The following is a 20,966-nucleotide window of genomic DNA, read 5'->3' as shown; positions in this document are numbered from 1 at the left end:
ATGTGCCAACTGCTATTGGTCGTTGGGGTCTTGTGGGGCTCCGTGGCCTGCGCGAGTGGAGACGGAAGCATATCTTCTGTCTCCTCGCAAGATAACCACCGTACTCCGTTCCAGGAATGGCAAATCATCGACACGGCGACGGGTCAACCGGTATCTCTCGACCAGTGGAACTCGCTGTTACTGCAGCAGGACATCATCTATCTGGGCGAGGAGCATCACAATCGATTTCACATTGATGCAGCAATAACGCTGCTCCGGAGGTTGAAGACGGAGGGGCGCACACCGGTCTTGGCCATGGAAATGTTCGGCTGGGACGGCCAAGCAGCATTGGATTTGTATCTTTCCGGTTCCGTACCGGCCCGACAGGAATTCCTCGAGGCCGTCCGCTGGACACAAAACTGGGGAGGTTCTTACGAGGACTATGAGCCGTTGGTCCTGTTGGCAAAGGAGCAACATTGGACGGTTAGCGCCATGAATCCCCCAAAGGCGTTGATCCGAAGCGTCGCCCAACATGGATTGGCTCAGGCACAGTCTGATTCGGTCATGTCGGAATGGGGCATGAAGGACGAAGCCATCGTCGATGATCCGGTCTACCGAGCCCGCATTCTCGAACAACTCCAGGCCTGTCATGGCGGCGGGAATGATAGCCTCTATCAGACAATGTATGAAGCCTCCATGGTCCGAGACGAAGGAATGGCCAAGACCTTAGTCAATCGCCTCAACCGGATTCGCTCGGGAACTGATCTGATGGCCGGACCGCTGGTGAGCTACACCGGAGGCGGACATATTCAGCATAACCTTCCGGTTCCAAAGCGAGTGATCCGCCGCCTGACTGATCCAGTCCGCCAAATGAGCGTCTATATGACGTCGTTCGAGGTGGGGCGTATCGAGGAACTACAAGAGATGATCCGTGAAAAAATTGCAGATTATCTCTGGCTGACTCCTGTCAGTGCACAGGGGCCGCCACGCCGATGCCGATAGAAACATGAGTCGTAAGTGGCACCGAGCACTTCGTGGGGGTCGCCTCTCACATATAATATAAGGAGAAGTGATGTCTGAAAAACCAGTGATTGCCCAGCGAACTCCCTGCACGTTAGAAGTTGGTCCGGGAACCGTCTATTGGTGTCGATGTGGTCGCTCGAAGACACAACCGTTTTGCGATGGATCCCATACGGGGACTGAGTTCTCACCGATGGAAGTCCATTTCGAAGAAAAAAAACAAGTCTCACTTTGTGGCTGTAAACACACGAAGAAGCCGCCTTTCTGCGACGGCTCCCACTCGAAGATCTAACGAATCGCCCTTCGTCTGACGTGAGACTGCACTATCTGATTTCTGAGGATGGCACGTTGATAACGACGGAGAATCTCGAGGCATCATGACTGCCGGTGAAAAACCGACGAACTCTTGACAGTTTAGTCGACCCGTCTCAGACTACGCGGGAACATCAGTTGGAGTCATTCGCGATTGGGAACACAGCGCATGCGAAATAAGATCCCCTGCTCTGCTGAGCGGTTAAGCCTCCTGGACCCTCCCATGATCCAGGCAGTGGTCGATCGCAATGCCTTTCACATTGGCAGTCAGTACCTCTCCGAGAATCGCGTTCGGATTGTCGAGGCCGATGACGCGCAGATTTCGTCCGCCGTCATTGGGAATTCCGGCCTCTACGAACAGACGATCCGTCTCAAGGAGGGGCATCTCATCTCCAAGTGCAGTTGCTCACTGCCCGAAGAGCCCATGTGCCGCCATTGCATCGCAGTTCTGCTGGAGTATCATCGGTGGGCACAGCCAAGGAACGGTCAACAAAAGAAGACGAAGCCATCCGCAGCCCCGCAGTCGGCACAGGCCCCTCCGCATAGCAATGGTGCGACCACACCAAATTTCGCGACGACAACAGACTTCAAGCTGGGCGAGGTGATGGCCTTCATCGAATGGCTACAACCTACGATCAAAGCGTTGGAGCGAGGCCAACCGTTGCCTGATTCGCCAAAACTCGGTGGCGAACTGGCTCCCTGGACTCAAGCCATTCGCAATTTAGAGGAACGCCGCCGCGAGAGCGAAGATGTGCGGATCAACTTGGAATCCGATATGCGGGACCGAGAGGCCTATGTCGGCCGCTTGACGCAACAGCTGCAAGCCTCCATGGAAGAGATCAAGGCCACCCAAGCCAGCACTCAGAGCCTGCAGCAAGAACTATCAGCTTGCAAGGAGATGCTGGCGAAGGTTTCTGAGGTGGCGTCCGAGGTCGGGAGTTATGACAGTCAGCTGAAGTCTCTGGCAGGTGAGGTCTTATCAAAAGGGGCACAGCTCGACAAGCTTGCCAATTCATTCAGGGAAGTCTCAACGGCATTGAAGGCGCTGACCAAGCCCTCCGGCACCTCCTAGCCCATACCGTTCGCACCCTCTCCGGTTCTCTACCCTCGTAACCAAAACCATTGCGAATTGCCAGTCAATTTCAGTATAATGCGGCCCTTGTTCGTCTATTGATGAAGGGAGGGTCGAGTGATGAAAAAGATCGGCGCAGAGGTTCTCGCAGCGGCTGGCATGGTCCTGTTGACTGGCGTCACCTATGTTCTGGCGAATGAAACGAAGGGTGAAGGCGCGCCAGACTATAGCGGGATCTCCACCATATATTACACATTGATCGGGTTGATTCTTGCCTACGGCTTCTACGACTCCTTCCTCAAGAAGTCCTAGGCCATACACAGATCAATTGAGTTCGGTCCCTGCCCGATGTCGTTTGTATTGGGCAGGGACTTTCTCCCCCCTGCTTTCCTCTTCATGAGCCCCGGTCACCGGTTCCGCTGGAGCAATGGCTCAAGCGCTGGGAAGATCTTTTCAACAATTACGCGATAGCCCTCTCCCGTCGGATGAATACCGTCTGCTTGATTGAGCAGAGAGGAGCCCGCCACACCATCGAGAAAAAATGGAATCATCGTGAGATGATATTGGTTCGCCAACGCGCGATAGAGCGCCTCAAATCCGGCGGTATACTCCGTACCATAATTAGGGGGGAGTTTCATCCCGGCTAAGACAACCGTGACCGACGACTGTTGAAATTGCTGAATGATCCGCTCAAGGTTGCCCTTCGTCTCTTGAAGACTGAGGCCACGAAGCCCGTCATTGCCGCCTAACTCTACAATGACGATCGAAGGCTTACTATTCAGGACCCATGGTACCCTCCTCAGTCCACCGGCCGTCGTCTCACCACTGACTCCCGCATTGATGACCCGATAGGAATAGCCGACCACGTCGAGCTTCTGCTGTAGTTGGGCGGGGTAGGATTCATGCTGTGCCACACCTAAGCCGGCCGTCAGACTGTTGCCGAAGGCGACAATCCGTGGGCGGCCGGCAGAGACTTGGGCCTTCGATCGACCCGGCTGTGCCGTGACGTCGGTTCCCAGCTGTTGCCCAACGCCTTCACGATGAGCACTTGAAGAGGGAGAAGAGGGTGCATTGGCACGGTCACACCCGTAGAAGACGATGAGGGACAGGCAGAATAATAGTTTTGTGAGTAGCCATAAGTGACGCATATTTGTTGAGTATAATACAGGCTTCACGCAGACGATATGGTAGGAGCCTGACGAACATGATCACACTCGATCACCTCACGATGCGCTTGGCCGGCGGCGGGCATCAGATCACGATCCTTGATGATATCACCGTCGCAATCCCTGACAAGCAACGCGTGGCCATCGTCGGTCCATCGGGAAGCGGCAAGTCCACCTTGCTAGGCCTCATCGCGGGGCTGGATCAGCCAACGTCTGGATCCATCACGATAGACGGAGTCGAGATCTCTACAATGCGAGAGAACGCCTTGGCGCGATATCGCCGCGATCACATCGGCTATATCTTCCAATCCTTTCACCTCATTCCCACCCTCACGGCCCTGGAAAATGTCCTGGTGCCATTAGAGTTGGCTGGGATACATGGAGCGCAGGCTCGTGCCACGGACCTGTTAGGGGCTGTTGGTCTTGCTGGTCGCTTGTCCCATTATCCCGTCCAACTGTCGGGAGGCGAACAGCAGCGGGTGGCTGTGGCCAGAGCCTTCGCCTGTCGCCCACCGATCCTGTTAGCGGACGAACCAACCGGCAATTTGGATTCGGCCACAGGGCAACACATCATGAGTCTGCTTCTGTCGCTTCATCGCGATTTCGGCACCACCCTCGTCCTCGTCACGCACGATCGAGCCATGGCCTCTTCGATGGAACGAATCATTGCGTTGCGCGACGGTCGCATCGAATCCGATAGCCTCAATGACTCAGAGCCTCCGGTCGTAGAGTCACCACGGTGAACCCCTTCATCTTCAAAATGGCCTGGCGGGAAACCAGAGGCGCGTGGCGCCACTTTCTGTATTTCTTCGCTTGCATTGCGATCGGCGTCGGAGCCTTGGTCGGGGTATCGCTGTTTAGCTTGAACGTAGATCGCGCCGTCACGAAAGAAGCGCGCGGCCTATTAGGCGGCGATCTCGAAATTCGTCTGACACATCCCCTGAGTCTTGCCGGCCAGACGGTCCTGGACTCGCTGGGCGAGCGAAACATCGTCTTCACCCATGTGAGCGAACTCATCGCCATGGCTGCGCGCACCACTCAACAGCCCTCCGAAGCCCAATCGACTCAGATCATCGAACTCAAAGCAATCGAATCGGCCTATCCCCTGTACGGGGCGATCCGGCTCGACATGGCGCAATCGCTCGATGTCCTACTCCACCCGGATGAACATCGCTGTGGCGGACAGGCCTGCTTTGGGGCCGTGGTGCAGGAGTCGCTGCTGATCCGGATGGGCCTCTCCGTGGGAGATGATTTCAAGATCGGTCACGTGAGATTTTTAATTGCCGGTATAGTCAGGACCGAGCCGGATCGAATGGCCAATGCGTTCAGCTTAGGCCCACGGGTGATGATTGCCCAGGAGGGGCTACGGGCAGCGGAGCTGATCAAGCCGGGGAGCCGGGTACGAGAGCGGTATCTCGTGAAGATACCGCCCGGCATACCGCTGGAACCGCTCCTCACTGAACTGCGTGGTCGGCTGGCGACAGACTCCGTGCGCATATCCAGCTATCGCACGGCCCAGCCACAGCTGAGACAATTTCTCGACCAGCTCTCCCGTTACCTCGGGCTGATTGGTCTCACGGCACTATTCATCGGCGGACTGGGGGTCGGGACCTCGATTCACGCGTTCTTGCGTGACAAACTGCGAACGATCGCGATCTTGAAAGCGCTTGGCACCGATTCGACCATGGTCGTCTCGACTTATGTGGTGCAAACAATCATCTTAGGATCAGTGGGAAGCTTCGCGGGAATCCTCTTGGGGATCGGGCTTCAACGGATACTCCCTCCCCTTATGACCGGTCTATTTTCGTCCGACCTCCTCGACCAATTGGGCGTCTCCTCAGAACTATCGTGGTCCTCGATGTGGCCCTTGATGAAAGGGGCAGCGCTGGGACTGTTGTCGACGCTACTATTTACCCTCTGGCCTCTCTTGAAAACTCGAGACATTCACCCTGGTGCAATCTTTCGGCGTGATGCTGAACAGGCGGCGGTCAAGCAGCAGACCGCTCCTTTACAATGGTGGGTGAGATGGGGGCTGACCGATCGCTTAAATGTTGGCACGGCCGCAGGAATCATCCTCGGGCTCTGCGCGCTTTCGGTATGGCAAGCCGGCTCATGGTCGATCGGGTTCCTGTTTCTCGGAGCATTGTCTTTCGCCATCGTCCTCCTCTTCGTCTGCGCGCGGATGTTCATGCGATTGCTGGGCTGGATGCCGTTGCCTCGCGTCTTGAGCCTTCGCTATGCCGTTGGCAATGTCGTGCGGCCAGGAGGGCAGGCAGCCGGCATCATGGTCGCCATCGGTATCGGCGCCATGATGATTGTCACGGTGACGTTGGTGGAGCAGGCGTTGCTTCACCAAGTGCAGGAGAGTCGACCGGCGGATGCCCCAACCTTCTTCTTTATCGATATTCAGCCTGATCAAGCACAGGAGTTCGTATCGCTGGTACGTCGCCAGATCGGACAGGTAATTCCTGAACTGACGCCACTGGTGCGTTCACGTCTCCATGCAATCAATGGGCACATCGTCACCGCAGAAGAGGGAATTCAGAAGGACGAGAAGCGATCAGAGGGAAAAGAAGAACGGGGGAAACAATGGTACCTCACCCGGGAATATGTGTTGACCTTTCTCGAACAGCTCCCGAAAGATAATCGGCTCGTCAAAGGGGAATGGTGGAAACCTGGGCAGGTCTTCTCAACCCCTCACGTCTCAGTAGAGGAAGAGGCCGCCATGCACTTGGGTCTCGAGATCGGTTCACTCGTGGAGCTCGATATTCAGGGGACCACCCTGTCGGCAGAAGTGAGCAGTATCCGGAAAGTCGAGTGGGGGAATTTCTCGACAAACTTCTACATGATCTTCTCTCCCGGAGCGCTCGAAGGGGCGCCGTTTACCTATGTGGCGACCGTGCGGGTCTCGCCGGATCAAGAAGTGCCGCTGCAACAGGCCGTGGTCGCCTTATTTCCCAACGTCAGCGCGATTCATATCGGCGACGTACTCGATAGTTTTGCGCGGGTACTCGATCGCCTGTCTCTGGCAATCAGGGCAGTCGCATTATTTTGCGTCGTGGCCGGCGGGTTGGTCATGGCAGCGGCGCTCGCCGCAACACGATATCGGCGCCTCTATGAATCGGTGATCCTGAAAGCGCTCGGCGCCACTCGCGGTCTGATAGGGCGTGCGTTTGCCATCGAGTATGTCTTGTTAGGCACCGTGGCGGGGCTCATTGGTCTGTCGCTCGGGACAGTCTTGTCATGGGCGGTGTTGCGATATCTGTTCGATCTCCCCTGGAGCCTGCATCCACGGGTGCTTGGCATCGGGCTCTTCCTGACCATGTTATTGACGCTGGTCGTAGGGTTTGCCAGCACATATCGGATTCTAGGCCAACGGCCGCTCGCCGTACTTCGACATGAGTAAGGTGCACCCAAGGGCATGTCCCTGTTGTTCGTGCATGCGTAGGGCGAGCCAGCGGACCGATTGGCTCGTGTGAAGAAAACGGGCAGGCAATCAGACTGCGTAATCTGGCAAGCGCAGGTCGAGAATACGGCGAATACGGCGTTCCTCTGAATGGAGAAATCCTGAAAACCTGAGACCAACACCGTCGGTAAAGCGGGCCCGCACGATCGCCTCATCGATCATGATGGGGAGATCATACTCACCAGACTGAAGCTCCAGCATCACGTGGCATCCCATCGGGAGTCGTTGATTCGTTCTGATACGGCATCCTCGCAGCGACAAATTCACCATGGTCCCTTCAACCACGACCCGTTGGGTCGGATCGTGAACGGGCCGAACCTGTGCTGGATACTGAACAGGCACACGCTCATAGTTTCGACGAGGGTTCGTTGTGAGCTTGCCGAGGAAGGTGGTAAACCGATGGGCACAGAGCTGACAGCGAAAGGGGTAGATGGTCAAGGTGCTAAGGAGTCGCTCTGTGACTCCTGATCGAGGGGCCAATTTTGTTTTCGCGGTCCCGCACTTCGGACAGTTCGCAGTGCGCATGGTCGGTCAACACTCCCGTGATTCGCCGTTGAGAGACGATGTCAGTCCATTCAACAGAGGAGATAGTGTACCGACACCTTCTGCCACACAACAAGCCCTCATTCAGGGGGGGCGTGAGGCGAAGGTGGACATCAGCCTACGTCCTGTCAGCCCTATTGTGAATGGGTCACAGCTGCCCCTGCCCCCTCGCCTTTTACGATCGTTCATCAACGGCCTTGAGATACTGACGTAGCACGACCCCATCCCGTTCCCGCACGTTTACCGTAACCCGTAGCTGCTCCAGGTACTGTTCCAAGGTTTTCCCACCGAGATCGATCTTCCGTGAGGCAAAGAACTCTCGCACATCTCGTTCGAGTGTTAGGGTTGCCAGGTTGACAATCCCCCCACACATGCGACGCAAACCTTGCTTGGGGAATAACTGGTCCATCTTCTCCCAGTTCATTTTCACAAAGTCCCAGGCCAATTCTCTGCCATACACGTTGCCTAGGATGGCGCTGACGAGGAACGGCGCATCTTGTGTGCGGATTTCTCCGCTAATGGTGCGGGCGAGTGTGCGTTCAAGCAATGCCGGAGACTGGAATGCCGCGAGCGAGAAGAGATAGCGCCGTTCTTCCTGAGGTGTAGAGGCGCTAAGAAAGCATGCGTTAAATTCCTCGTACCTGGTTGCATCGCCTCTATGCGCGAGGATCGCAACAAGCGCGGGCACGACATTGGGATCGACTGCTGCCGCATCCTGCCTGTAAGTCACATACAGCTCTGCTGCGCGAGCTTGAATCGCGGCATCGTTGCCAAGTTTTCCTAGCGCCCCGATCAACTCACCCCGTAATTGCTTCGTCCCTTCGCTCTCGCCGCTCCGAGGGACCCACCCCAACTCTGCCACGGCGGGACCGAGGCGCGCACGAACAAACGCTTCCAGGGCTGGTCGATCCTCCCCTGCAATGACCTTGTTGAGAGATGAAAAGGAGTCTAACAAGACAGCCCAGACATTCTTGTCCCGCTCCGCAGTGAAACGGGCGGTCAGATCCAGATATTCCGTGAGGGGCATGAGACCTGCGACGGTCGTGGCCCAGGCGTCGTTGATCAGATTGAACCGCTCGGTAGCGGCAAGCTGATCCATGCCACCGTTCAGAAGACGACTGAGCAGATCCGGCGCATAGCACACTCGATAGAACCCATGGCCCCCCTCATTCAGCAGCACAGATTCCCAGTCTTTCGGGAGGGGAATGGTCATGTCTTTCTCCGTCAGAAGCATGCGGGTGGTACGGCTCTTACCGCCGATTGTAATGCGCAGCTGGAGGGGAATCTGCCACCGCTGGCCCGATGATGGACTGGATGGCTCATCGCCCAGATAGCTGAACCGTTGTTGGGTGATGGTCAATTTGGACGACGGACTCACGTGGGCGGTCACGAGCGGAAACCCTGGCTGGAAAATCCATCCGTTCATGAGTTCCGGCACCGGCTGTTTGGCGATCTTGCCCAGCGAAACCCAGAGATCGTTCGTGTCCGCATTCCCGTAGGCATGTGCGTGCAAGTAATCCCGGACCCCGTCGCGGAAGACCGTTGGACCGATATGTTGCTCCAACATGCGCAGTACCGACGCGCCCTTTTCATAGGTCAACACGTCGAACATGGCGTCGGCGTCCTTGGGCGCTTGCACCGGATATTCGATCGGTCTGGTGCTATGCAATCCGTCGACAGAAAACGCCGCGGCGCGCGAGACGCCAAAGCTGTCCCATCGTTTCCATTCCGGCTTCCAGGCATCCACGGCCAGCATTTCCATAAATGTGGCAAAGGCTTCGTTCAGCCACAGACCGTTCCACCAGGACATGGTAACCAAGTCTCCGAACCACATATGCGCGTTTTCATGGGCCACCACATCGGCCACACGTTCCAGTTCGCTATGCGTGGCGCTCTGTCGATCGACCAGTAAAGCCGTTTCACGATAGGTGATAGCCCCAAGGTTTTCCATGGCACCGGAGGCAAAGTCAGGAATGGCGAGCAGATCCAACTTGTCCCCTGGATAAGGGATTCCATAATATTGCTCAAAAAATGAGAGCGACGCTGCCGCAATGTCTTGCCCAAATCGCGCAAGATGCCCCTTGCCGGGAACGGCCCAGAGGCGAAGCGGAGTCTGGCCTACCATAGTCGGTTCAGTCGGCTCGATCTTCCCCACGATGAAGGCAACCAGGTACGTCGACATTTTCATGGTGTCCGCAAACCGCACCGTCTTCTTCCCACCCTCACGCGTTTCAGATGCGATCGTGCTGTTGGAAACAGCGGTCAAGGTTGGGTCGATAACCAACGTGGTCGCAAAGACGGCTTTAAAGTCCGGTTCATCCCAACAGGGAAAGGCTCGGCGGGCATCAGTGGCCTCGAACTGTGTCGCCGCCATATTGCGTGTCACCCCATTCTCATCTTTGTAGGTGCTGCGATAGAAACCTCGGAGTTTGTCGTTGAGGGTGCCTGAGAAACTAATTGTCAGTCTCCATCTACCTGGCGAGAGTGGCTCGGCGAACGTGAGATGGCAGCGTTGGAGCGTTGCATCCAAGGCAATCGTCGCCCCTCTCGCTGGACCTGATTCTCCTTCAATCTTCGCCGAAGCGATGTCCAGGTCTATGGCATTGAGGACGATGTCAGAGGTCGGCCGATGGACCGTGACGGTAATGGTTTCTTGACCAGCAAATCTCGCGGTCGCCAGGTCTGGCTCCAATCTCAAATCGTATCGAGTCGGGACCACATGCCTGGGAAGCCGGTATGGATCAAGCACGCCTGGAGAAGAGGCCTGGTTCATCGTTTCACCTTTCGGTCGTTCGGTCATCGTATTCGCAAAGGGACTCTAGAAGCACGAGCTGAAGAATGGTGCGAGTGGAAGGGCCAGAATGAATCTGACATGTGCGGTGAGGCGCTGTACGGTTGCCGTCTGCTGAGCGGCTCGGTCATGTCCTCGTTGCAGGATATGTTTCAACTCCGTTGGCGGTGCCCACGATGAGCAGGTCTGTTCGTCCGACAAAGAGACCGGTCTCAACGACGCCTGGAATGAGGTTCAAGGCGATCTCCAGTTCTCGCGGATTGTCGATCCGTGGGAGATGGACATCCAGAATCACGTGGCCTGCTTCCGTGTTGAAGGGCGATCCGTCCCGTTCACGGAGTACCACCGGACTCTTCGTCAGGGCTTCGATTTCTCTGGCCGTACTGCCCCAGCCGAAGGGGATCACCTCGACCGGAAGAGGAAATGATCCCCCCAGTACCGGCACTCGTTTGGTCTGATCGACCAGAACGATGAACTGTTTAGCCGAAGCCGCCACGATCTTTTCTTTCAGGAGCGCGCCGCCGCCGCCCTTGATGAGATTGAAGCCGGGGTCGACCTGGTCCGCCCCGTCGATCGCCACATCGATCACCCAGGCATTATCGGCATCGATGAGCGTAATCCCCTGTTGCTTGGCGAGCGTAGCCGTTTCCTTGGACGTGGGCACTCCGCGGAGTCTCATGCCAGAACGAACCTTGGCCCCCAGCGCGACGATCATATGTTTTGCCGTTGAACCGGTCCCGAGTCCCACGACCATCCCATCACGAACATATTCAACGGCAGCTAACGCCGCCGCCCGTTTCAGCGAATCGAGATCTGTGGCCATTATGAGGTCTGCCGTGCAAGGTGGGCTGCAAATGCGGCGGCGCCGAGCAAGGCAGTATGTTGGTTCATCACGACCTTGACCGGGATTGAACTCATCAAACGCTTGTAGCGGCCCTTATTGGTAAACGACTTCATAAACGTACCGTCCTTGAGTTTCGCGAGCAGCTTCGGTGCGATGCCGCCGCCCAGATAGACGCCGTTGAGTGACATCGCTTTCAACGCAAGATTGCCGGCTTCGGCGCCGTAGATAGAGGCAAACAGATCGAGTGCCTGCTTAGCGATCTCCGCCTGGCCTTTGAGCCCGGCTTCTGCAATCACCGCCGCCGGGTCACCGGCTTTGATTTGCTCTGAAAGCCAGGTGGGCTCATTCTTCCTGCTGTCACGAACATAGTCATAGATGGCATGCAGGCCTGGACCTGACAGCACCCGCTCGTAACTGACGTGCATATAATGGCCACGCAAATGATGCAAGAGTCCGATCTCGTTATCGTTGTTCGGCGCAAAGTCCGCATGCCCGCCTTCCGACGGCATCGGTTGATAGCGGGAGCCGTTCCAGAAGAGGATAGCTTCACCCAATCCGGTTCCCGCTGCAATCAGGGCAAGCGCCTGATTGTGCGGCGGAGGAGTTCCGGCATTCAGCACTTCGACTTCGTCCGCTCGGAGTAGCAAGATGCCGTGGGCCATAGCTTCGAGATCGTTGAGGAGCCGCACGTTCGGGATCTCGAAACGTTTCGCCAGCACTGCGCCATCGACTACCCAAGGGAGGTTGGTCGTTTGGCAATGGTTCTGAATGACGGGGCCGGCAATACCGAAACAGGCCGCCTCGATCTTCAGCGGGACCTCCGCTGGACGCTCTTCTTCTGGTTCGGCAGCGCCGTCCTTCCCGGCTTCGTATTCGTCGATCGGTGTCGGAGGTTTCGGCGGGACAAGAAATTCCGTGAGCATGTCCTCAAGGGAGGTGTAGTCGGCACTGTGAAACGACTCTAGTCGGACAGGGTCGACGCGGTCCTTCTTCCAGTCGTACAGCGCTAAGTGAGTTTTCGTGCCCCCAATATCACCGGCAACAATCATCGAGTCCTCATGTGGAATCGTCCACTATCGATCCATCGGAAGCTCCGCGGCAGCCGCTTGATCGAGAAGCCAGACAAGGCGCCCGTCCTCTGGTCTGACCAACGCAGCCGGGAGCTGTCGTTCAGCCTCGGTCTTCGGATCGAGTATGGCTCTCACGGCTCCGGCTTTGCCGACTCCCGCGACGAGAAACAGTATCACACTCGCCCGGTTGATCACACCTAGGGTCATGGTTAATCTGGTCGGTGGATCTTTCGGAGATTGGGTGACTGCAATTGCACATTGACGGTCCTGCAGAGGTGGTGTTCCGGGAAAGAGGGAAGCCGTATGGCCATCCTCTCCCAACCCTAAGAGGATAAGATCCAGACGTGGCTGAGTCAGGGCTGTCGTCTTGGTAGCGCGCCTCAACTGCTGTTCATATTCAAAGGCCGCCGCCCGCGGGTCAGGTGATTCCCCTGCCATACGATAGACCTGTGAGGGCGCAATGTGCAGAGGAGTGAACAGCGTGTTGTACGCAAGCGCGTAGTTACTCCGAGGGTCATCTGGAAGGACGCACCGTTCGTCGCTAAAGAAAAATACGGTTCTGGACCAATCGAATCGCCCGGCGTAAGAAGGGGAGGTAAGCGCCCGGTACAGAATTTCCGGCGTCTTGCCGCCGGAGAGCGCGATGAGGAATTGTCCCTTCGCGCGAATAGCCTCGTGACCCACCGCCTGCACAAACTCTGCTGCTGCGACAGCCCAGGTGTGGTTGTTCTGTGAGATGCGGATGTCGGGGACGGCATGCATCCTAGTTCTGACGGGCGCGGCCGGTTCCGGTACGGGTCGTGGCGGAACGACCTGTTGGAGCATGAGGCGCAAGGGATTTCGTAAGCGCCTGTATCGTGGCAATCGGGTTCTTGCCCAGGGGCAGGACGATGGCTTGTCGATCGTGCGCATGTAGAGCCTGTATGTCGCCGGCTGCTTGCGCGCGAGCGAGGGTGCCAAAGGTCACGGCTGCTCCCGGGATAGCCATATCGGGACTCATCTGGTCCAGGAGCTGCAGAAATACTCCGCTACTCGGGCCTCCTTTATGGAGCTGGCCTGTCGAATGGAGATAGCGCGGTCCATAACCGGCCGTCGTGGTCACATGGTGACGGGAGACAAGCATTCTCCGCAGCGAACGAATGGCCTGCTCCATCTTGAGGGAAGGCGTCGTATAGGCCAAGATCGCGACATAGACACCGGGACGGCATTGTCGCTGCAGCTGTACCGCAGCTTTCGCCGGAGTGACGGTGACCTGTTTTGGTAACGTGCCGGTAGACTCAATTGTTTTCAGCACGCGGGCGGTGTTGTCTTTGCTTTCCTGGACGTTCGGTTGATCGAACGGGTGAATTCCCAACAGATGGCCTGCGACGGCTGTAGCAACTTCCCACCGGAAAAATTCTGTCGCGAGATCGTAGCGGTCTTTGAGCGTGAAGGTCAGGACCGGATGTCCCTGTCGCGCGAGTTTGGCGACCTGGTGGTCGAGCGGCCGATTGAGATCGTTTTTGAGCCGGAGATACACAAAGAGCCGGTCGGTGCCATAGGCGGTCGGCGAGACGATTGGTTCATGTGCGACGGGGATCAGGCCGGTTCCTTCCTTGCCTGTGCTTTCTGCGAGAAGCTGCTCCGCCCACAAACCAAATGCCGAGATCTGAGGTGAGGTAATGAGTGTGATTTTGTTTCGTCCCGCTTGGGCGAGTGCGGCCATCGTCGCGCCAAGGTCGGCGCCGGGGTTGTGTTCGAGCGGAGACTGAACATGGCAGACTCGAGCCATCATTGCAGCGCGTGCCAGCAACTCTGCCACATCGATACCCATCAACGCCGCCGGGACTAATCCGAAATAGGACAGAACCGAGTACCTCCCACCGATGTCCGGAGGGCTGGTAAAGATGCGCAAGAACTGATGCTCCGTTGCGAGTGTTTCTAACCCCGTGCCCGGATCGGTAATGGCGATAAATTGTTTCCCGCCTTGATGGCCTGTGGTGTTCTGCACAAGATCCCAAAAGTGGGCGAAGAGGGACATGACCTCGATGGTTCCGCCGGACTTGCTCGCGAGGATGAACAGACTTCGAGCAGGGTCGATCGCCTTCGTGACCTGTCCAACCCATCCCGGGACCGTGGAGTCGAGGACCCACAGGCGCGGGAAGCCACGGCCTGATCCAAACGAAGCCCGCAGCACTTCCGGTCCCAAACTGCTGCCGCCCATTCCCAGCAGGACGACATCGCGGATGCCGCGATTCTTCACCGAGGTTGCGAAGGCCCGCAATTCCTCGGTTCGATCTTTCATATCGTCGATGACGGTCAGCCAGCCGAGACGATTGGTGATGTCGGTAGGGTCTTGTTTCCATAGTCGATGGTCTCGCGCCCATAGCCGCTCGACCGCATGGCCGGCAGTGAGCCGTACCTGTGCCGCGGCAACCAGGGATAGCAGCTCCAAGGAAAACGATCGATCAGTCTTAACCTTCATGATAACCCTTCCGTACATCTTAGATATCGGATGAGTGAAACACAAACATAAGACCTCACCTATGGCGTCGTGGATCGACGGATAAGAAAGGGCATGCCTTCTACGACCGTCCAGGCGAGAGATTGTGCATGCTCGTGAGACACCGTGAGGTCAAGGGACGGGGGAGACAGAGTTGGGTCTCCCGTCCTCAGCATGTTTCCCCATACTGTGAGCCTCCGCCACCATGCGCGCCCTCGTTGCATGGTCCATTGCCAGGGATCGCCATCGGTATTCGAGAACACGAGGATCCTCAGCGGGGGTGAGAACAGCAGTGTAAACGTTGTCGGTATATCCCCAAGTGAGATGGGCTCCTGTTCCGCTCCGGCCGCGGGATCAATTTTTCGACGATTCACCGGAGGACGTTCGCGTAGTCGGTATGCGGTCATAAATTGATCGAGGTGTGAGGCCGACCAACTTTCGATTGGAATGCGGTGGAGTTCGACGCCCCGGCCCTTGATCAGGATAACGTTGGACGCGAGGTCAATGAACACATAGGTCTGTGGCCGGGCCGCAAGCTTGATCTCTTCTTCTAACACGCGGGTGGCTTCTTGGAGCGCGACGGGATCGGTTATGTCTACTGTAGGGATTACGTCTGGTTCAGCAGCCCAGCTTACCGACGTAAGGGAGAGGAAAATGGAGAGTACTGCGCAGAGAAAAATCATAGGGGGACTGCGCCAGTGCGAGGCCGGTTAGAAAATCAAGATCGGTGTGCCGACCTTGGCAAGCCGATACACACTTTTTAGATCCTCGTCGTTGAGTCGGATACAGCCATGCGTCACATTTTTACCAAGGAGGCGGGTATAGAGCGTACCGTGGATAAAATAGCCCTTCCCGAATCCGAGAGCATATTCGCCGAGCACTCCCGATTCGAGACGGTCGGCTTGACTCTTGGGGACCTCGAGCCCTTCTTCAATAAAAGCCCAGTCCGGCTTCACCCAGACGGGATTGGTCAATCTGAATTGTACGGTAAATTCTCCCCGCGGGGTATCGAAGATCCACTGTCCTTTTGAATCGCCAGGCTTATCGAGAATCGTACCGCTGCCGGTGGAAGCCACTGCATCCAGCAGCACCTGATCACCCCGTTTGATGTAGAGATGATTCCGGGCCGTATCGACAAGAATATAGGGTTGCGTCGGCATCAGCTGAGTCAGTTGTTTGACCAGCGACTTATAGCGCGCGTGGAGTGCCTGAGATCCAGCATGATCTACCGCGGTGGGTTGAATGGTTACCGCATCCGACTGCGGCAGGCCACTGCTCTGCACAAGGGTGACGAGGAAGAGGCTCATCACGACATACCACAGAGACAGGAGGACGCGCTTCATGGATCTGCCTCAGGTTTCTTTTCTTTGAACACCGAGCATCTCTAAGGTTTGAGCCACAGAGTTCTGCTCCTGTAAGGCACCGACGATGGTCACCGGCGTTCCCTTCTCGACCCGATCAAAGAGCAGAACCATCTGCGGATTGTCGAGCATGACGCACCCCAGAGTTTGGGCCATCAATTCGTTCTCGACTCCGTGGATTTCGATTTGCCCTCCGATAGCTCGCGATGCCGGGATCTGTCCCGTCTTCCGTTCGAGCCGGTAACGGCGTCGATCCTCTTCGTTGGGATAGTCGAGCACCAAGGCGCGATAAAACTGTGTCTGCCCCTGTCCACGCTTGCTGCTGACCCGATACCGACCTTCCGGGGTGGCACCGTCGCCCTGGTATCGTTTCTCTCGAATACCATTAAATCCAAGGCGGACTGGGTAGGATACGATTTTTTGCCCGTTTCTGTAGAGGGTCAAGACTCGATCGGCCTTGCTCACCACAATAGCCGAGGTTCGATGGATGCGTGACCAGGTGATGGTGTCCTTGGCCATCTGCTGCCAGCCAACGATTTGATCTCGATTGGCATATCGCCCTAATTCATGGCTCAGCAAAACCGCTTGGGTAGCCAAATTCTGAGCAGCCCGGTCCGCTGCGTCGAGGGAGCGATCGTATTGCCCTTGCTCATAGAAGGCATGGGCCTGTTTCATAAGCAGATCGGTTTCGACGGGTTTTTGTCCCAGAACGAGCCGGCTATCAATGCCGCTGACCTGCATGGTCATCATCCGTGACCGGTCCTCAACCTGAGCAATCTTGTTTTCAGCTGAATGACGCAATGTTTCGCGCTCTTTTGTGAGGCGAGTAACCGTGTGGGCCCCTTCTTCTTGTAGCCGACGAAGAGCAATTTCTAAGTCATTGGGCTCCCAAGGCCAGCGGATCAGATCTTCGTCGGCCTGAACCCGACTTTTTAGCGCCATCCATTGGTGCGCAAACTGAGCATAGTCGTTCGGCGAAAACTCAGCCGCCCGCAGCTGCATTAAGTCTCGATCAATATTTTCAACCGCCTCGATCGCGTCTTGGGGCACGGCCTCTACGCAGCCGGGAAGCGAACCGGCTAATGCCAGTGCTCCCCACCCCAAGACGATCGATGTTATTCGCAGACCGTAACCAGGCATATGATCAGTCTAACTTATTTCTTCTTCGCCGCAGAGGGCTTTCCTTTTCCAATCTTGGCAAGCGCCGCCTCGATTTCGTGCGAGACAGCCTGACTCTTCTCGTGAATGGCGACCGCCTTCGTTTGTGCGACCGGATAGTCTGCGGTGTCGATGGCCATTTGCACCTGATTGAGGGATGCCTTAAGAGCCTCAGCATCGGCCTTGATTGATTCCAATGCAGCGCGATCTTTTCCCGTAGGCGCTTTGGCAACTAACGCGAGTGTGGCCGCGACGGCCTCTTGGGCGACTTGCTGTGCCTGAAGTGCAGCGGCTTTGGCCTCGTCCTTTTTCTGCGTCGCCTCCGCTTTGAGTCGTTCCGCATCGCTCTTCGCTGCCACGGCAAGCTGTTCGACTTTGCCATAGTCTCGGAATATTGCGAGTTTGCCGTCTTGATCGCTTACTTCTTTCTTGAGCGCGGCGAGCGTGCCTTGAACTTTGGCATATTCGTCGGCGACATAGGTTGAGGCGCCACTCTGTTGCGCCTCTGACACGGCTTTTTCTGCTGCCGCGATCTGTTCCGTCGGCGGCTTCGCACAGGCCGTGAGCATCAGAAGGGCGCACAGGACTGGTACCATCGTGGATCGTGAATTCATGGTTTTTCTCCTCCTCAAATTGCCGACTGATAGCCAGCGGTCATATGATGTTCGATTGCGGTCTAGGTCTTTGCCTACAAGATGCTGAGAACCTTGTTGAAATCGCAAGGGTAATGCCAGTGAAGTCGCGAAGAGAGATATTGAAAAGCTCATTTCTTACAATGACTTATACATGACATGGTTAGATCATTGCCGAATTATGGGGCGGTCTAGCCCGTACTTCAACAAAAGTGCCTCAGTTAAAATATGTAGCTCCCGAATACACAAGGGGAAGGCAACGCTTCCTTTTAATGAGATCGCATGCCCTCATTTATGGTTTGATAAAAAATCGTCAGTTTCTGATAGGCAAGGAGTTTGACAGGGTGCAACCCCATCTCTATAATGCCCCGTTCATCTGTGAGTCTTCTTAGGCAAGGAGTGATCGTTATGTCATTTACATCTGCGCAGCCATCGAACCTCAAAAGAAAACGTGAGCATGGATTCCGTAAACGGATGAGCACAAAAAATGGCCGTAGAGTCATTGCTCGTCGTCGCGCGAAGGGTCGAGCCCGCTTAACCGTATAGGTTGACTAGAGCTCCAGCTCGGCTTTGCGAGGAATCTTGCCCCTCGGTACGTGTCCCAACACTGACGTTCCCGCTACAGGATGACGGTAGGCGGTCATGATCGAGTCCGGAGATCTGGTCTCGAAAGGGAATTCTTGTGCACCGTGGCCTTCTCCCAGGATGATCGTGATGTTACAGGGTGGAGGTGACAGGGCTCTATTCCTGAAACGCAGCCGCGACATCGAGTATGCCAAGAAGAACGGTCGTCGGATTTCGACCGCCTTCTTTAACATGATGATTTGCCCGACTGATGTCAGTGGGAGTCGTGTCGGTATTGTGGTGGGGAAGCGATTTGGGGGAGCCGTGAGCCGGAATCGGGTCAAGCGCCTGTTTCGAGAACTCACGCGCCAGGTGCAAGGTCAATTGCTTCAGGGACAAGCTCTTGTGGTTTTCCCAAAGCGGGATTCGATTGTGCAGCCATTTGCTGTGTTGAAAGAAGCATGGCTGTCGACACTCCAACGCCAACGGCTGCTGCGGACCCATGAGAACTAGTGTGCGCCAGTGCTGCCTGACTCTGCTCGCTGGGTACCGCTATTGGGTCTCGCCGTTCCTGGGTCCTGCCTGCCGCTTCGATCCAACCTGTTCTGAATATGCGACTACTGCGATCGGTCGATACGGAGTGCTCCGTGGCCTCAAGCTTGCGGCCTGCCGTCTGCTGAAGTGCCACCCGTTTCATCCCGGAGGAATGGATCCTGTGAAGTAACAGGATCTTGGTCGTTCACATCGGATACTAATTGGTCATGGAAAAACGCGTCGTCATCTTTCTCGTCCTGTCGTTAGCGATCATCTTGGGTTACGATCTGCTTCTCAAGCAGATGGGATGGCTCCCTGAGCCGCCTCCTATTCAGAACTCTTCCGTTCGGGGTTCCTCGTCTTCCATCGAAACAGAATCAACTCCCGCGACGGGACAGGGCAACAACTCGGTCGACGTGAGTGTCCCACCCCAATCAGGCCAAAAACCTGGTGCTACTTCGTCAGATGCGGTGCTCGCTACATCTGAACAGACGGTCACGGTGGAAACGGACCTGGTCCGAGTCGGTCTATCAAATCGTGGTGGCGTCATTCGAAGCTGGGAACTGAAGCGGTACCATACCGCAGCGCCTGAAGAGAAGCCGGTACAACTCGTGTATCAAGTGGGGAAGTTCAGAGGCCCTCTCTCCATTACTGTTGCGAACGCGGACATTGAAAAGACGATTCGAGAAGGCCTCTATTCTATCGAAAAGGATTTCACCCTCCTTGATGCCTCACATCCCGTCGGGCATGTCACGATGCAGTTTCACGACCTCGTCACTCATCTCGGCGTAGAGAAGCGGTTGACCTTTCATCACGATAGTTACGTCGTGGATATCTCGGTTGCCCTGGAGGGCGTGACCGAATCCTACGATGTGGGATTGGGGACGAACTTCGGCATCGTGGAATGGGGCGAAGGGTTCATCGGTTTGATCGGGTCGGCTTCGCTGGTTGACGACAAAGCAGAAAAAGAAACTCCGGATACGGAGCTTGAACGGAAAGGCTCAGTACAGTGGGTCGCATTACAGGATAAGTACTTCCTTTCCGTATTGATGCCAAAACAGGCGACATCTGCCTTGGCCAAGAAGGAAGGCGATAAGGTTGTCTCAGCCGGTGTCCGGATGCCGGCGCCAAGCGCAGGATCCTCGATCGCGCTTCAGCTCTATGCGGGCCCCAAGGAATACGACACCCTTCGGTCCTTAAATGTGGGTTTGGAAGATACCATCGATTTCGGATGGTTCATCTTCGGCAGTTGGACGGTTGTGAAGTCCGTCGCCAAACCGATCTTCTACGTGCTGCGATTCATCCATGACTATACCTACAACTATGGGGTCACCATCATCCTGCTGACGATGGCGATTAAACTGTTGTTTGTCCCGTTACAGTACAAGAGCTACAAGTCGATGAAAATGATGCAGCTGATCCAACCAAAGGTCGCTGCCGTGCAGGAAAAATACAAAGACGACCGAGACCGACTGAACAAAGAGTTGATCAAGCTCTATCGAGACCAGAAGGTAAATCCTGTTGGCGGCTGTCTGCCGATGATTTTACAGATGCCTGTCTTCGTGGCGCTGTTTAACATTCTCTATATGACGATCGATTTGCGCCAAGCCCCTTTCGTGCTTTGGATTACCGATTTGTCGGTGCAGGATCCCTACTATGTGCTGCCGGTAATCATGGGAGTGACGATGGTCATTCAACAGAAGATTACGCCCACCACGATGGACCCGACACAGGCGAAGATCATGTTGGTGCTCCCGGTGTTTATGACTTTTCTGTTCGTGAACTTTCCTGCCGGCCTTGTGTTGTATTGGCTGACAAACAATGTCCTGACCATCTCCCAGCAAGTATTCACGGATCGGTTTTTATTTCGTAATAAGACACTCATTACGACAGGCCCGGAGCTGAGCAGCGGGACAAAGTCCTAACATAACATCCTCACCACGGGCCGCGGCGTAGGAGCGGTCACACTTTG

General features: G+C 56.0%; 21 protein-coding genes. 10 read left to right on the top strand and 11 right to left on the bottom strand.

What is annotated here, in order from left to right; genetic code table 11:
* From Q7U76_15385 to Q7U76_15370, 4 genes are all read left to right on the top strand, one after another.
* Positions 1–981 carry a ChaN family lipoprotein gene (locus Q7U76_15385; GenBank protein ID MDO8357768.1) on the top strand — a complete coding sequence of 327 codons (981 nt, stop codon included), beginning with the start codon at positions 1–3 and terminating at the stop codon, positions 979–981.
* 70 nt (positions 982–1,051) lie between these two features.
* Complete coding sequence (locus tag Q7U76_15380) at positions 1,052–1,291, top strand: CDGSH iron-sulfur domain-containing protein (GenBank protein ID MDO8357767.1); 240 nt, start codon at positions 1,052–1,054, stop codon at positions 1,289–1,291.
* A gap of 189 nt (positions 1,292–1,480) precedes the next feature.
* Complete coding sequence (locus Q7U76_15375) at positions 1,481–2,383, top strand: hypothetical protein (protein ID MDO8357766.1); 903 nt, start codon at positions 1,481–1,483, stop codon at positions 2,381–2,383.
* Positions 2,384–2,503: 120 nt separating this feature from the next.
* A complete protein-coding gene (locus Q7U76_15370) occupies positions 2,504–2,695 on the top strand; it encodes a hypothetical protein (GenBank protein MDO8357765.1) in 192 nt (63 codons plus the stop codon).
* A 95-nt stretch (positions 2,696–2,790) separates the two neighbouring features.
* Here the strand turns inward: Q7U76_15370 and Q7U76_15365 are convergent, their stop codons facing one another.
* Complete coding sequence (locus Q7U76_15365) at positions 2,791–3,531, bottom strand: arylesterase (GenBank protein ID MDO8357764.1); 741 nt, start codon at positions 3,529–3,531, stop codon at positions 2,791–2,793.
* Between the two features lie 56 nt (positions 3,532–3,587).
* Here Q7U76_15365 and Q7U76_15360 point away from each other — a divergent pair, with 56 nt between their 5' ends.
* Positions 3,588–4,292: an ABC transporter ATP-binding protein gene (locus Q7U76_15360; protein MDO8357763.1), complete on the top strand. Its 705-nt coding sequence runs from the start codon at positions 3,588–3,590 to the stop codon at positions 4,290–4,292.
* The gene (locus Q7U76_15355) at positions 4,289–6,955 is read left to right on the top strand and encodes an FtsX-like permease family protein (protein MDO8357762.1); all 2,667 of its coding nucleotides are present in this window, start codon (positions 4,289–4,291) and stop codon (positions 6,953–6,955) included. The genes Q7U76_15360 and Q7U76_15355 overlap by 4 nt, the downstream gene beginning before the upstream one ends.
* Positions 6,956–7,045: 90 nt before the next feature.
* Here the strand turns inward: Q7U76_15355 and Q7U76_15350 are convergent, their stop codons facing one another.
* The 10 genes from Q7U76_15350 to Q7U76_15305 all read right to left on the bottom strand — a co-directional run bounded on the left by Q7U76_15350 (position 7,046) and on the right by Q7U76_15305 (position 17,878).
* Positions 7,046–7,540, bottom strand: coding sequence for a PilZ domain-containing protein (locus Q7U76_15350; protein ID MDO8357761.1), 495 nt, complete (start codon positions 7,538–7,540; stop codon positions 7,046–7,048).
* A 193-nt stretch (positions 7,541–7,733) separates the two neighbouring features.
* Entirely contained in the window at positions 7,734–10,358 is a 2,625-nt protein-coding gene (locus Q7U76_15345) for a M1 family metallopeptidase (GenBank protein MDO8357760.1), read from the bottom strand.
* A 118-nt stretch (positions 10,359–10,476) separates the two neighbouring features.
* On the bottom strand, positions 10,477–11,172 hold the full coding sequence (gene rpiA, locus Q7U76_15340) for a ribose-5-phosphate isomerase RpiA (GenBank protein MDO8357759.1): 696 nt from the start codon (positions 11,170–11,172) through the stop codon (positions 10,477–10,479).
* A complete protein-coding gene (glk, locus tag Q7U76_15335) occupies positions 11,172–12,242 on the bottom strand; it encodes a glucokinase (protein MDO8357758.1) in 1,071 nt (356 codons plus the stop codon). The genes rpiA and glk overlap by 1 nt, the downstream gene beginning before the upstream one ends.
* 24 nt (positions 12,243–12,266) lie before the next feature.
* Complete coding sequence (pgl, locus tag Q7U76_15330; GenBank protein ID MDO8357757.1) at positions 12,267–13,025, bottom strand: 6-phosphogluconolactonase; 759 nt, start codon at positions 13,023–13,025, stop codon at positions 12,267–12,269.
* Position 13,026: 1 nt separating this feature from the next.
* Positions 13,027–14,727, bottom strand: coding sequence for a glucose-6-phosphate isomerase (locus Q7U76_15325; GenBank protein ID MDO8357756.1), 1,701 nt, complete (start codon positions 14,725–14,727; stop codon positions 13,027–13,029).
* 59 nt (positions 14,728–14,786) lie between these two features.
* A complete protein-coding gene (locus Q7U76_15320; GenBank protein MDO8357755.1) occupies positions 14,787–15,302 on the bottom strand; it encodes a hypothetical protein in 516 nt (171 codons plus the stop codon).
* A gap of 153 nt (positions 15,303–15,455) precedes the next feature.
* Entirely contained in the window at positions 15,456–16,088 is a 633-nt protein-coding gene (locus Q7U76_15315) for a L,D-transpeptidase (protein ID MDO8357754.1), read from the bottom strand.
* A gap of 9 nt (positions 16,089–16,097) precedes the next feature.
* Positions 16,098–17,246, bottom strand: coding sequence for a L,D-transpeptidase (locus Q7U76_15310; protein MDO8357753.1), 1,149 nt, complete (start codon positions 17,244–17,246; stop codon positions 16,098–16,100).
* Positions 17,247–17,260: 14 nt separating this feature from the next.
* On the bottom strand, positions 17,261–17,878 hold the full coding sequence (locus tag Q7U76_15305) for a DUF4398 domain-containing protein (protein ID MDO8357752.1): 618 nt from the start codon (positions 17,876–17,878) through the stop codon (positions 17,261–17,263).
* A gap of 426 nt (positions 17,879–18,304) precedes the next feature.
* Between Q7U76_15305 and rpmH the strand changes: the two genes are divergently transcribed.
* From rpmH to yidC, 4 genes are all read left to right on the top strand, one after another.
* Positions 18,305–18,442 carry a 50S ribosomal protein L34 gene (gene rpmH, locus Q7U76_15300; protein ID MDO8357751.1) on the top strand — a complete coding sequence of 46 codons (138 nt, stop codon included), beginning with the start codon at positions 18,305–18,307 and terminating at the stop codon, positions 18,440–18,442.
* Positions 18,443–18,610: 168 nt separating this feature from the next.
* Positions 18,611–18,973 (top strand): ribonuclease P protein component, encoded by a 363-nt coding sequence (rnpA, locus tag Q7U76_15295; protein MDO8357750.1) that lies wholly within the window; start codon positions 18,611–18,613, stop codon positions 18,971–18,973.
* Positions 18,963–19,184 (top strand): membrane protein insertion efficiency factor YidD, encoded by a 222-nt coding sequence (gene yidD / locus Q7U76_15290; GenBank protein ID MDO8357749.1) that lies wholly within the window; start codon positions 18,963–18,965, stop codon positions 19,182–19,184. Before rnpA ends, yidD begins: the two co-directional genes overlap by 11 nt.
* A gap of 37 nt (positions 19,185–19,221) precedes the next feature.
* The gene (gene yidC, locus Q7U76_15285) at positions 19,222–20,919 is read left to right on the top strand and encodes a membrane protein insertase YidC (protein MDO8357748.1); all 1,698 of its coding nucleotides are present in this window, start codon (positions 19,222–19,224) and stop codon (positions 20,917–20,919) included.
* Positions 20,920–20,966: the final 47 nt, after the last annotated feature.

This window comes from Nitrospirota bacterium, assembly GCA_030645475.1.
In the GTDB taxonomy this organism is placed as follows: Bacteria; Nitrospirota; Nitrospiria; order Nitrospirales; family Nitrospiraceae; genus Palsa-1315.
The sequence above is the reverse complement of the archived record's forward strand: the minus strand, read 5'-3'. Positions and strand labels throughout refer to the sequence as shown.